At 61.6% G+C, this 12097-nt stretch carries 13 protein-coding genes; 2 read left to right on the forward strand and 11 right to left on the reverse strand.

Annotation, left to right across the window (positions count from 1 at the left end):
* Positions 1-303, forward strand: a 303-nt coding sequence (locus tag ACWNZ1_RS26505; protein WP_456027975.1) for an OprD family outer membrane porin, incomplete at its 5' end; no start/stop codon positions are given.
* Between the two features lie 208 nt (positions 304-511).
* Here the strand turns inward: ACWNZ1_RS26505 and pcaC are convergent.
* The 11 genes from pcaC to pcaR form a co-directional block, all read right to left on the reverse strand.
* Complete coding sequence (gene pcaC / locus ACWNZ1_RS26510; RefSeq protein ID WP_122566795.1) at positions 512-904, reverse strand: 4-carboxymuconolactone decarboxylase; 393 nt, start codon at positions 902-904, stop codon at positions 512-514.
* A 10-nt stretch (positions 905-914) separates the two neighbouring features.
* Positions 915-1715 carry a 3-oxoadipate enol-lactonase gene (gene pcaD / locus ACWNZ1_RS26515; protein WP_135844111.1) on the reverse strand — a complete coding sequence of 267 codons (801 nt, stop codon included), beginning with the start codon at positions 1713-1715 and terminating at the stop codon, positions 915-917.
* A 12-nt stretch (positions 1716-1727) separates the two neighbouring features.
* A complete protein-coding gene (locus ACWNZ1_RS26520; RefSeq protein WP_456027976.1) occupies positions 1728-3092 on the reverse strand; it encodes a 3-carboxy-cis,cis-muconate cycloisomerase in 1365 nt (454 codons plus the stop codon).
* 45 nt (positions 3093-3137) lie between these two features.
* Positions 3138-4433 carry an MFS family transporter gene (locus ACWNZ1_RS26525; RefSeq protein ID WP_256452304.1) on the reverse strand — a complete coding sequence of 432 codons (1296 nt, stop codon included), beginning with the start codon at positions 4431-4433 and terminating at the stop codon, positions 3138-3140.
* Positions 4434-4548: 115 nt separating this feature from the next.
* Positions 4549-5115 (reverse strand): protocatechuate 3,4-dioxygenase subunit alpha, encoded by a 567-nt coding sequence (gene pcaG, locus ACWNZ1_RS26530; protein ID WP_135844108.1) that lies wholly within the window; start codon positions 5113-5115, stop codon positions 4549-4551.
* Between the two features lies 1 nt (position 5116).
* Entirely contained in the window at positions 5117-5821 is a 705-nt protein-coding gene (gene pcaH, locus ACWNZ1_RS26535) for a protocatechuate 3,4-dioxygenase subunit beta (RefSeq protein ID WP_135844107.1), read from the reverse strand.
* Between the two features lie 37 nt (positions 5822-5858).
* The gene (gene pcaF / locus ACWNZ1_RS26540; RefSeq protein ID WP_256454377.1) at positions 5859-7064 is read right to left on the reverse strand and encodes a 3-oxoadipyl-CoA thiolase; all 1206 of its coding nucleotides are present in this window, start codon (positions 7062-7064) and stop codon (positions 5859-5861) included.
* Positions 7061-7843 carry a CoA-transferase subunit beta gene (locus ACWNZ1_RS26545; protein ID WP_256454376.1) on the reverse strand — a complete coding sequence of 261 codons (783 nt, stop codon included), beginning with the start codon at positions 7841-7843 and terminating at the stop codon, positions 7061-7063. The genes pcaF and ACWNZ1_RS26545 overlap by 4 nt, the downstream gene beginning before the upstream one ends.
* Positions 7837-8697 carry a CoA transferase subunit A gene (locus tag ACWNZ1_RS26550; protein WP_135844104.1) on the reverse strand — a complete coding sequence of 287 codons (861 nt, stop codon included), beginning with the start codon at positions 8695-8697 and terminating at the stop codon, positions 7837-7839. Before ACWNZ1_RS26550 ends, ACWNZ1_RS26545 begins: the two co-directional genes overlap by 7 nt.
* Positions 8698-8900: 203 nt before the next feature.
* Entirely contained in the window at positions 8901-10247 is a 1347-nt protein-coding gene (locus tag ACWNZ1_RS26555) for an MFS transporter (RefSeq protein WP_135844103.1), read from the reverse strand.
* A 154-nt stretch (positions 10248-10401) separates the two neighbouring features.
* A complete protein-coding gene (pcaR, locus tag ACWNZ1_RS26560; protein ID WP_135844102.1) occupies positions 10402-11244 on the reverse strand; it encodes a pca regulon transcriptional regulator PcaR in 843 nt (280 codons plus the stop codon).
* Between the two features lie 590 nt (positions 11245-11834).
* Between pcaR and ACWNZ1_RS26565 the strand changes: the two genes are divergently transcribed.
* A complete protein-coding gene (locus ACWNZ1_RS26565; protein WP_135844101.1) occupies positions 11835-12035 on the forward strand; it encodes a hypothetical protein in 201 nt (66 codons plus the stop codon).
* The last annotated feature ends 62 nt before the right edge of the window (positions 12036-12097 follow it).

Here is a 12097-nt window from a genome sequence, read left to right on the forward strand (position 1 = left end):
TCCAGCTACGACAACGCGAAGGAAAAATCCTGGCAACTGCGCCATGACTTCAACTTCGCCGCCGTCGGCGTGCCGGGTTTGACCCTGATGAACCGCTACATCAGCGGTGACAACGTGCACACCGCCACGGTTGACGACGGCAAGGAATGGGGACGGGAAAGTGAGCTGGCTTACACCGTGCAGAGCGGTGCGCTGAAGAGCCTTAATGTGAAGTGGCGCAACTCGACGATGCGCCGGGACTACAGCAACAATGAGTTCGATGAGAACCGGTTGATTGTCAGCTATCCGATCAGCTTGCTGTAAAAACCAACATGGATGGAGGCTGTACCACCGTCATCGCGAGCAAGCTCGCTCCCACAGGGGATCAGTGTCGAACACAAAGTTTTGTGCTCACTGAAGATCCAGTGTGGGAGCGGGCTTGCTCGCGAAGGCGTCATCACATTCAACATCGAAGCAAACTGACCCACCGCTTTCGCGAGCAAGCCCGCTCCCACAGGATTAGCGGCGGTTCCTAAGTCCGGGACTCGACGCCTAGCTCATCCCACACCGACTCGGCGAGATGGAAGGTGGCGTTGGCTGCCGGGATGCCGCAGTAGATGGCGCTCTGCATGATCACTTCCTTAATCTCGCTGCGGCTCACGCCGTTGTTGGCGGCGGCGCGCAGGTGCAGTTTGAGTTCTTCGTTGCGGTTCATGCCGATCAGCATGGCGATGGTGATCAGGCTGCGGGTATGGCGCGGCAGGCCCGGGCGGGTCCAGATATCGCCCCAGGCGTGACGGGTGATCATCTCCTGGAATTCGCTGTTGAACTCGGTCAAGGCATTGAGGCTGCGATCAACGTGGGCATCGCCCAGCACCGCGCGGCGTACTTGCATGCCTTCGTCGTAACGTTGTTTCTCGTCCACAAAAAACTCCTCAGGCGCGGCCAGAATCAAGCAGGAAATCCAGCACCCGCGCGCTGAACGCGGCGCCGGCCTGGACGTTGGACAGGTGCGCGGCGTAGAACTCGGCGTACTCGGCACCGCTGACCCGCTCCTGGATAAAGTGCCCACCCGACGGCGGCGTCACGGCATCTTCAGTGCCGGCGATCACCAACAGCGGCACGCGGATCGACGACAGTTGCTCGCGGAAATCGGCATCGCGCACCGCTGCGCAGTTGGCCGCATAGCCCTGGGGTGAAGTGGCAGCGAGCATGTCAGTGATTTTTTTCGCCGTCGCTGGCTGCGCCTCAGAAAAATCCGGGGTAAACCAACGGGCAATCGAGGCATCACGCAACGCTACCATCGCTGCCTGGCCGTCACGCAGCACGGTTTCGATGCGCGGGTTCCACACCGAAGGATCGCCGATCTTGGCGGCTGTATTACACACCACCAATTTATGCAGACGCTGACCGGCATTGATCCCCAACCATTGGCCGATCAACCCGCCCATGGACAAGCCACAGAAATGCACCTTGTCGATGCCCAACTGATCAAGCATCGCCAGTACATCGCGACCCAGTTGTTCGATGCTGTACGGCCCTTCGGTGACCAGCGACTGACCGTGACCACGGGTGTCGAAGCGCAGCACGCGAAAGTGTTCGCTGAAAGCCGCGACCTGCTCGTCCCACATGTGCAGATCAGTGCCCAGGGAGTTTGAAAGCACCAGCACCGGGGCGTCTTGCGGCCCGTCAAAACGGTAGTTCAGTTCGCCCTCGGCGAGTTTGACGAATCCCACAACAATCTCCTTTCAGGCGTTCAAGGCAAGGTGTTCGGCCACGGCCCGGGCAACCCAGGTCTGGGCCTGGCCGAGGTAATGGGCGGGGTTGAGCAAATGATCGAGCTCGGCGGCGGAGAGTTGCGCCGTGACTTGGGGTTCGTCCCCCAGCACCGCGCGCAAATGCCGTTGTTCGGCCACGGCGCGCTTGCAGCATTGCTCCAGCAGATGATGCGCGGTGTCGCGCCCGACCCGCTGGGCGAGGACGGTGCTGACCGCCTCGGCCAGCACCAACCCCTGGGTCAGTTCCTGGTTACGGGCCATGCGCGCCGCGTCCACTTCCAGCCCTTCGGCCAACAACCGCGCTTGTTGCAAGGCACCGGACACCAGGCAGCAGATCTCCGGCAGGGTCTCCCATTCGGCGTGCCACAAGCCAAGACTGCGCTCATGTTCCTGGGGCATGGCGCTGAACAGCGTCGACAACAAACCAGGCACCCGGGTCGCCGCGCCGATCAGCACCGCCGCGCCCACCGGGTTACGTTTGTGCGGCATGGTGGACGATCCGCCCTTGCCCGGTGCCGACGGTTCGAACGCTTCGCCGGCCTCGGTCTGCATCAACAGGCTGATGTCGCGGCCCAGTTTGCCCAGGCTGCCAGTGATCAAACCGAGCACCGAGCCGAATTCCACCAGGCGATCCCGCTGGGTGTGCCACGGCTGCTCCGGCAGGTTCAATCGCAGCTCGGCAGCCAGGGCTTCGGCGATGGGCAGGGCCTGCTCACCCAGTGCGGCGAGCGTCCCGGAAGCGCCGCCGAATTGCAGCACCAGCAAGCGCGGCTTGAGCTCTTTCAAGCGTTGGCGACTGCGAGTGATCGCCCCCAGCCAACCGGCGATTTTCATGCCCAGGGTCACCGGCGTGGCGTGTTGCAGCCAAGTGCGCCCGGCCAGCGGTGTGGCAGCGTAACGTTCGGCTTGGCGGGCCAGGGTAACGGCCAATTGCGCCAGCTCGTCTTCGATCAGCGTCAAGGCTTGGCGCAGTTGCAGGATCAGCCCACTGTCCATCACGTCCTGGCTGGTAGCGCCCAGATGCACATAGCGCTCAGCCTCGGCATCCTCGCTCGCGATACGCTTGCCCAGTGCCTTGACCAACGGGATCGCCGAATTGCCGGCACTGGCAATTGCTTCGCTCAACGCCGAAAAATCGTACAACTGGGCGTGACAGGCGTTCTCGATCGGCGCCACCGCGCTCTGGGGAATCAACCCTACCCGCGCTTCAGCCCTAGCCAATGCGGCCTCGACATCCAGCATGGCCTGTACCCGGCCCGCATCGCAGAACACCTCGCGCATCTCGCGAGCCGTGAAGTAGGTATCGAACAGCTGATTGCTCGGTCGTTCGCTCATAAACAGTCCTTGGATGCGCCCGCCTCTCGGTCGAGCGCGGTGGGGTCAAAGGTCGTGATGCAAATACGCCGGTTGCTTGGGCAGGCGCAGGCTAAACAGAAACGCCACCACCATCATCACCGTGACGTACCAATAAAAGGCGTTTTCCATGCCTTGGGCCTTCAGGCTCAGGGCGACGTACTCGGCCGAGCCACCAAAAATCGCATTCGCCACCGCATAGGCCAACCCTACCCCCAGCGCCCGTACTTCGGGTGGAAACATTTCAGCTTTTACCAATCCGCTGATGGAGGTGTAGAAGCTGACGATCGCCAGCGCCAGGGTAATCAGCACAAACGCCAGGAACGGGCTGCTGATACTTTTGAGGGTCAGCAGGATCGGCACTGTGCACAACGCACCCAGGGCGCCGAACCAGAGCATGGAGTTACGCCGACCGATCTTGTCCGCCAGCATGCCGAACAGCGGCTGCATGCACATATAGAGGAACAACGCGCCGGTCATGATGTAGCTGGCGGTCTTGGCGTGCAGGCCGGCGGTGTTCACCAGGTATTTCTGCATGTAAGTGGTGAACGTGTAGAAAATCAGCGAGCCGCCAGCGGTGTAACCCAGCACGGTGATGAACGCGGCCTTGTGATCGCGAAACAGCGCGGCGATGCTACCGGCGTCCTTGCTCTCGCGCATTTCCTTGCTGCTGGTTTCCTTCAAGGAGCGCCGCAGCAACAGAGAAATCAACGCCGCCGCCGCGCCGACCACGAACGGGATCCGCCAGCCGTAGGCACGCAATTCGTCTTCGCTGAGGAACTGTTGCAGGACCACCACCAGCGACACCGCCAGCAGTTGTCCGCCGATCAACGTCACATACTGGAACGAGGCAAAAAAGCCGCGCTGGCCCTTGAGGGCGACTTCGCTCATGTAGGTGGCCGTGGTGCCGTATTCACCGCCCACCGACAGGCCTTGCAGCAAGCGCGCGAGCAACAGCAGCACTGGCGCCCAGACGCCGATGTCCTTGTAGGTGGGCAGGCAGGCGATGAGCAAGGAGCCGAAGCACATCATCAGCACCGAAATCATCATCGAGTTCTTGCGCCCGTGACGGTCCGCCACCCGGCCGAAAATCCAGCCGCCGATGGGCCGCATCAAGAACCCGGCGGCGAACACACCCGCGGTGTTGACCAGTTGCACCGTGGGGTTGTCCGACGGGAAGAACGCTGGCGCAAAATAAATCGCGCAGAACGCATAGACGTAGAAGTCGAACCATTCGACCAGGTTGCCGGATGAGGCACCGACGATGGCGAAGATGCGCTTGCTGCGTTCTTCGCCGGTGTAGTGGGTCATTGGAATCGTCATGTTTTTTCACTCATGGGGACTGACAGTGTCTAGACACACTTTGTAACAGCCCCGTTCCACAGTCCTTTCACCCGTGGCGAGGGAGCTTGCTCCCTCGCCACGGGAAAATTGTCACTCAGTAATCGAAAAACACCGTCTCGGCATCCGTCCCCTGCAGGATCACGTTCCACTGATACACGCCCGAAGCATCGGGCTTGCTCACGAGAGTGGCGCGACGCTCCTCAGGCACGCAGGCCAAAAGCGGGTCGGCCTCGTTGGCCTGTTCGCCATCGAAGTAGATGCGCGTCAGCAGATGCTTGACCAGCCCACGGGCGAACACCAGCACCACCAGATGCGGTGCCTGAGTCGTGCCCCCCAGTCCCGGCACGGTGCCCGGCTTGATGGTGGTGAAGCGAAAGCGTCCTTCGGCATCCACCGGCACCCGGCCGAAGCCTTCGAAATGGGGGTCCAGGGGTTTGTCCTGGTCGTCTTCAGGGTGGGCGTATTTACCGGCAGCGTTGGCCTGCCAGACTTCCAGCATCGCGTCGTTGACGAACGCGCCGTTGCCGTCGACCACCTGCCCGGTGATCGCCACCCGTTGGCCAAGGGTTTGGGCGACGGTCAGGTCTTCGCGGTTCAACCAGGTCAGGCCGATGTGGTAGTACGGGCCAACGGTGTGGGACGTGGTGGCGGTAAGCGTCATCTTATTTCTCCATCGGCGTGGCATCGCGGCCGCGCAAAACGATGTCCCAGCGATAACCGAGGGCGTAGTTGGGGACGGTTTTTTCCAGGTCGAAACGGGCGATCAGGCGTTCCTTGGCGCTGGTGTCCGGCACGCAGTTGTAGATCGGGTCGTAGGCCAGCAGCGGGTCGCCGGGGAAATACATCTGCGTCACCAGGCGCGTCAGAATGCTCGGCCCGAACAGTGAGAAATGGATATGCGCCGGGCGCCAGGCATTGTGATGGTTGCCCCATGGATAGGCGCCGGGCTTGATGGTCTGGAACTGATACCAACCGTCAGCGTCAGTGATGGTGCGACCGCTGCCGGTGAAATTCGGGTCCAGCGGCGCGTCGTGATTGTCGCGGTCATGGTTGTAGCGACCGGCGGCGTTGGCCTGCCAGATTTCCACCAGGATGCCCGGCACGGGCTGACCGTGCTCATCCAGTACGCGCCCGTGAATGATGATGCGTTCCCCCAGCGGCTCGCCGGCATGCTGGGCGGTCAGGTCGTAATCCTTCTCCTGCACACGGTCAGCGCCGACGGTCGGACCGGTGATTTCCGACAGCGAGTGCGGCAGATACACCAACGGCTTGGACGGCGAGCGCAGGTTGGTGGACTGGTACGGCGGGTGCAAATACTCCGGCTGGGTGCCCGCTTGGGGGCGACGATAACCAGGCTTGTCAGTCATGAAGCATTCCTCGGTTTCTTATTAGTAGAACGACGGGTCAGACGCGCTCAATAGCCAGCGCCAGACCCTGGCCGACACCAACACACATGGTCGCCAAGCCTTTCTTGCCGCCGGTCTTTTCCAAATGATGCAACGCTGTCAGGACCAACCGCGCCCCACTCATGCCCAGCGGATGGCCGAGGGCGATGGCGCCGCCGTTCGGATTCACCTGCGGCGCATCGTCCGCCAACCCCAGGTCGCGCAGCACCGCCAGGCCTTGGCTGGCAAAGGCTTCGTTGAGCTCGATCACATCGAAATCGGCCACCGCCAGGCCCAGGCGTTCGGTGAGCTTGCGCACCGCCGGTACCGGGCCGATGCCCATCACCCGAGGCGCCACACCGGCACTGGCCATGCCCAACACCTTGGCTCGAGGCGTCAGGCCATGTTTCTTCACCGCGTCGGCCGACGCCAGGATCAGCGCCGCCGCCCCGTCATTCACCCCCGAGGCGTTGCCGGCGGTGACGGTCTTGTCCGGGCCGTTGACCGGTTTGAGTTTGCTCAAGGTTTCAAGCGTGGTGTCGGCGCGAGGATGCTCGTCCTGCTCGACCACGGTCTCACCTTTCTTGTGGGCAATGCGCACCGGAACAATTTCTTCGGCGAAAAAACCTGCCGCCTGGGCCGCCGCCGTGCGCTGTTGGCTGCGCAAGGCGAAAGCGTCCTGGTCGGCGCGGGACACCGCGTAATCATCGGCCACGTTATCCGCCGTCTGCGGCATCGCGTCCACACCGTACTGGGCTTTCATCAATGGGTTGATGAAGCGCCAGCCGATGGTGGTGTCTTCCAGTTTCATGTTGCGCGAGAACGCCGCGTCAGCCTTGCCCATCACGAACGGTGCGCGGGACATCGACTCCACGCCGCCGGCGATAGCCAATTCCATTTCACCGCTGGCGATGGCGCGGAACGCCGTACCGATGGCGTCCATGCCCGAAGCGCAGAGGCGGTTGAGGGTCACCCCGGGAATACTTTCCGGCAAACCCGCCAGCAGCAGCGCCATGCGCGCCACGTTGCGGTTGTCTTCGCCGGCCTGGTTGGCGCAACCGAGGAACACCTCGTCCACGGCAGTCCAGTCCACCGACGGATTGCGCTCCATCAGTGCCTTGATCGGTACGGCCGCCAGATCATCGGCGCGCACGGCGGACAAACCGCCGCCGAACCGGCCGATGGGGGTTCGAATCGCATCACAGATATAAACGTCGCGCATCAGGCTTCTCCCGGTGCCTGGCCATGGGCCGCTGCGGTGCGAGCTTCCAGATCGCGCAGCGCGCGCAGCTCCAGCTCGCTCGGTTCGGCCGTGGTGTGCACCTGGTCGGCGAAACGGACCGCCCATCCGGTGGCGGCAACGACCTGTTCGCGGGTCACGCCGGGATGCAGCGCAGTGACCACAAACTCATGGGTGTCGGCTTCCGGTTCCATGATGCACAGGTCGGTGATGATGCCCACGGGGCCGGCGCCTGGCAGGCCCAGGCGTTTACGCGAATCGCCGCCCTCGCCGTGGCCGACCGAGGTGATGAAGTCCAGTTTGTCGACAAACGAACGCGCCGACTGCTTGAGAATGATCAGCACACTCTTGGCCGAACCGGCGATTTCCGGTGCACCGCCGGCGCCCGGCAAACGGACTTTCGGCTGATGGTAGTCGCCCACCACCGTGGTGTTGATGTTGCCGAAGCGGTCAACCTGGGCCGCGCCGAGGAAACCGACGTCGATGCGCCCGCCCTGCAGCCAGTAGCGAAAAATCTCACCGGTGGGTACGACGGTGTCCGCAGTTTCCGCCAGCTCACCATCGCCAATGGACAACGGCAGTACGCTGGGCTTGGCACCGATCGGACCGGACTCGTAGATCAGGACCACATCCGGCGCCGAAGTCAGCCGCGCCAGGTTGGCCGCTTTCGACGGCAGGCCAATGCCCACGAAGCAAACGGCGTTGTTCTTCAACCGACGGGCTGCGGCAACGGTCATCATTTCATTGGTGGAGTACGTCATGATTTCACCTGCGAAGCGGCTGCCAGTCTGGCCTGGAACTCACTGAAGTCTTTAGTGCCGTGGATGTATTCGTTGATCCACGCGGTAAAGGTCTCACGATCCCGAGCGATGGGGTCCCACGCTTGGTAGAAACGATTGTCACGTTCGGTGTAGCCGTGGGCATAGGACGGATGCGCGCCGCCCGGGACGTGGCAGACCGCGCTCAAGGCCCAGGTCGGCAGCACGCAGGCGTTCATCGGCGCCTTCAGGTCGTCGACGATCTCTTCCACCGTGACGATGCAGCGCTTGGCGGCCAGCGCGGCCTCTTTCTGCACACCGAGAATGCCCCACAGCAGCACGTTGCCTTTGCGGTCGGCTTTCTGGGCGTGGATCACTGTGATGTCTGGACGCACCGAAGGCACAGCGGCCAGCACTTCACCGGTGAAGGGGCAGGTCACGCTTTTGATCAGCGGGTTGACCTTTGGCAGGTCAGAACCGGCGTAGGCCCGCAGCACCGCAAACGGCAGGCCCGAGGCCCCGGCGACGTAAGCGTTGGCCAGGTCGGCATGGCTGTGTTCCTCGATCTCCAGCGGGTGCGGCCATTGCTTCTCTACGGCGTCACGCAGGCGGTGCAACGACCCCACGCCAGGGTTGCCGCCCCAGGAAAAAATCAACTTGCGAGCACAGCCGGCGCCGATCAACTGGTCGTAGATCAGGTCAGGCGTCATCCGCACCAGGGTCAGATCTTTCTTACCCTGACGAATGATTTCATGACCCGCCGCCGTCGGAATCAGGTGAGTGAAGCCTTCGAGCGCGACGGTATCGCCGTCGTTGACGAATTGCTTCACCGCGTCGTGCAGCGAAAGGATTTCAGCCATGGGGCAGGCTCCCGTTTTCCAGTAGACCGACATGAAGAAAAAGGCGCGAGGTTAAGCGCCGGAGTGACTGAAGATTAAGCTGAGGGAAAAGGCCAAACAATCCGATAATCGACTGAGTGTTCGTTTATCGAACAGATTGTTGTTTGGCTATCGATTTATCCAAGTACACAGAGAACCCCGTGGGAGCGGGCCATGTCACCGCCTCAAGTCGCATCCGCATGACTGACCATGCCCTTGATCACCACAGCCGTGGTCGCCAGCGCCGCCGGAATCACCAGAGCGGTCAGGACCTGTTCGAAATTCCAGCCCAGGCCCAGCAAGGTCGCGCCCATCCAGGCGCCGAGAATCGCGCCGAAACGGCCGATGCCCAGCATCCACGACACACCCGTGGCCCGGCCCTGGGTCGGATAAAACCGCGCCGCCAGGGACGGCATGGCCGATTGCGCGCCGTTGACGCACATGCCGGCCACCAGCACCAGGGTGGCGAGCAAGGTGATGTTGCCCAGGCTCTGCCCCACGGCGTAGGCAAATATCCCGGCCATCAGATAGAAAAGGCCGATGACCTTGTGTGGATTGAACCGGTCCATCGCCCAACCCACGCCGACCGCGCTCAATACCCCACCGAATTGAAACAACGCGCCGATAAACGCCGCCTGCTCCATGCTCGCGCCGCTGTCGCGCATCAGCGTCGGCAACCAGCTGGTCAGCAGGTAAACGATCACCAGGCCCATGAAATAGGTCAGCCACAGCAGCAAGGTGCCGGCGCTGTAGGTGCCGGAGAAGATCACCGCCAGTACGTTGCGAGCCTTCACGGTTTTCTGTTCCGGCACACTGAAGCTCGCCGCCTGGGCAACGGTGTGCGGATCGATTGGCGCCAGGGTCCTGCGTACTTTATCGGTGCCGCGATTGCGCACCACCAGGTAACGCGCCGACTCCGGCAGCCAAAACAACAGCACCACCGCCAGGATCAATGGCAGGATTCCGCCGATCAGCAATAGGCTGTGCCAGCCGAACGCCGGTATCAACTTGGCAGAGATGAACCCGCCACCGGCCATGCCCAGGTTGAAGCCGCAGAACATGCTGGTCACCAGCAGGGATTTCTTGCGCTCCGGGGTGTATTCCGACAGCAAAGTGGTGGCGTTCGGCATCCCGGCGCCCAACCCCAGGCCGGTGAGGAAACGCAGCACCAGCAATTGATCGACGTTGGTGCTGTAGGCCGATGCCAGACTGAACGCGCCAAACAGCAGGACCGCGCCCACCAGTACGACTTTTCGCCCAAAACGGTCAGCCAGCGGGCCGGAACCCAGTGCGCCGAACACCATGCCGATCAATGCGGCACTCATCACCGGCCCAAGGCTGGCGCGATCGATGCCCCAGTCCTGGGACAGGGCCGGGGCGATGAAGCCCATGGCCGCCGTGTCGAGGCCGTCGAGAAAGACAATCAGAAAGCAGAGAATCACCACTCGCCACTGGTAGCGCGAAATGGGTTGGGCGTTGATGAAGGACTGCACATCGAGGCAATTGCCTACGGAAGTTTGGGGCTGATTCATTTTATTTTTATTCCACGCGAGAAACGCAGGCGAACAGAAGTCGCCACCGACCGAGCCAGACTCGATCACGCCGGATGACGCTGCCGCGACATTAATGAGGCACGGTAAATACCGTCAATTCACCAGCGGCGACTCTGTGCGTTTATCGAACAGCTTAAGTGAACAGCTGCGCACTCAAGTCGCGGCTTGCCGCGAGTAAGCCTGGCAGGAAGCGCTGCTCCAACTCGCTGCGGCTGACCCGCCCGGCATGGGTACTGACATTCAGCGCCGCCACCACCTGGCCGGAAGCGTCGTACACCGGCACGGCAATCGAACGCAGGCCCTGCTCCAGTTCCTGGTCGACGATGCACCAGCCCTGCTGTCGAACCTGTTGCAGGCACTCGAGCAGCGCCTCGGGTGTGTGCAGGGTCCGGCTGGTCTTGGCCTGCAGGTCGGCGTGGTCGAGGTAGTCACGCAGCGACGCATCATCCAGGGCCGCCAGAAGAATCCTACCCATGGAGGTGCAATAAGCCGGCAGACGCCCACCAACGGAGAGGTCCACGGAGATCAGCCGCTGAGTGGTGGCCGACCGGGCAATATAGAGAATATCGTCGCCTTCGAGCGTCGCCATGTTGCAGGCCTCGTGCAACTGTTCGCTCATGCGGTCCAGATAGGGCTGGGCGGAAACAGCCAGGGGCGTCGAAGACAGATAGGCGTGACCGAGGGTCAGCACTTTGGGCAACAACGAATAGGTGCGCCCGTCCGTCGTGGCGTAGCCAAGCTTGATCAAGGTATGCAAGCAACGTCTGACGGCGGCACGGGGAATCTCCGTGCGGTGGCTGATCTGGGCAATGGTCAGGTGTCGCTTGCGCTCCTGGAAAGCCTGGACCACGGCCAATCCGCGGGCCAGGGACGTCATGAAGTCCGGGTCGCCCGTCAGGGCCTGGATCCGCTTGGCCGGTGAGGCGACGATCGGGGGCGCTACTGAAGTAAAGGCGTTGCGCAGCTGGTCGTTCATGTCTGGTCCTTCCCGGCAAATGACGGCTATTACAAGCGGCTGCCCAATGAACAGACAAGGGCAAGCTGCCAAGACTGTTCGATTATCGAACCAGCGATCGATAATCGCAACAAGGCTGATTGCGCGGTAATTCGCTTGATCTGGCGAGCAGAGTCGATATAAGTTCCAGCTCCAAGGACGGCGACTTCAACTCGGGGCATGGGATATTGAACTTGTCAGCGTCGATGGCGTCAGCCTACCGGCACTTGCGGGCGCGAGCTGAAACCTAATTGCCATAAGTTGTGCATCCAAACATGGATTCACACAACAAAAGACCGTTTTAACTTTTCCCGATAGTGTTCTTCGAGTGGACCGCTATAATGCACTTCAGTGACGCAACGGCCAATCGACCGTTCCCGTCCGCCGGTACTGCAGATATACCGTAGTGCCGGCAACAGGTGCCCGAAGCACCTTAATGGCCGCTTCTCCTGTATTGGTAACAACACGAAGCCCTGATGCTACGTCAGCTGTCAGCTCTGGTGCCGTGGCCGTCTGCATGCCTACATGCAGTGCGTATCACCAGATTCAATTTCAATTTATTAGGTAACACTGTGACGAAAGACGAACTGCGCGCGGAACTTGAGCGCCAGGAACAACGTTACAAGGAAGTTTACGGCGGGGAAGTCACCACCTACGCCGCGCAGCCTGAACCCGAACGCAAACCCTGGCGTAAACGCGCCACCGTTCAGGACCAGGCCTTCACCCAGGAACTCCAGAAAATGGAAAAGGAACTCAAAGCCGAAGAGCATTGACACTTAAGGCTTGCGTTCTTGTGAAGCGGTATCCGGCCGACACCCAGTCCGGACACCGAGGT

The organism is Pseudomonas sp. CFBP 5748 (genome assembly GCF_053850495.1).

What these genes read in the sequence shown, in the direction of transcription:
- ACWNZ1_RS26520 (WP_456027976.1), bottom strand. Translation starts at nt 3,092, where the DNA reads ATGAGCGAACGACCGAGCAATCAGCTGTTCGATACCTACTTCACGGCT.
- ACWNZ1_RS26525 (WP_256452304.1), bottom strand. Translation starts at nt 4,433, where the DNA reads ATGACGATTCCAATGACCCACTACACCGGCGAAGAACGCAGCAAGCGC.
- pcaG (WP_135844108.1), bottom strand. Translation starts at nt 5,115, where the DNA reads ATGACGCTTACCGCCACCACGTCCCACACCGTTGGCCCGTACTACCAC.
- pcaH (WP_135844107.1), bottom strand. Translation starts at nt 5,821, where the DNA reads ATGACTGACAAGCCTGGTTATCGTCGCCCCCAAGCGGGCACCCAGCCG.
- ACWNZ1_RS26550 (WP_135844104.1), bottom strand. Translation starts at nt 8,697, where the DNA reads ATGGCTGAAATCCTTTCGCTGCACGACGCGGTGAAGCAATTCGTCAAC.
- ACWNZ1_RS26555 (WP_135844103.1), bottom strand. Translation starts at nt 10,247, where the DNA reads ATGAATCAGCCCCAAACTTCCGTAGGCAATTGCCTCGATGTGCAGTCC.
- pcaR (WP_135844102.1), bottom strand. Translation starts at nt 11,244, where the DNA reads ATGAACGACCAGCTGCGCAACGCCTTTACTTCAGTAGCGCCCCCGATC.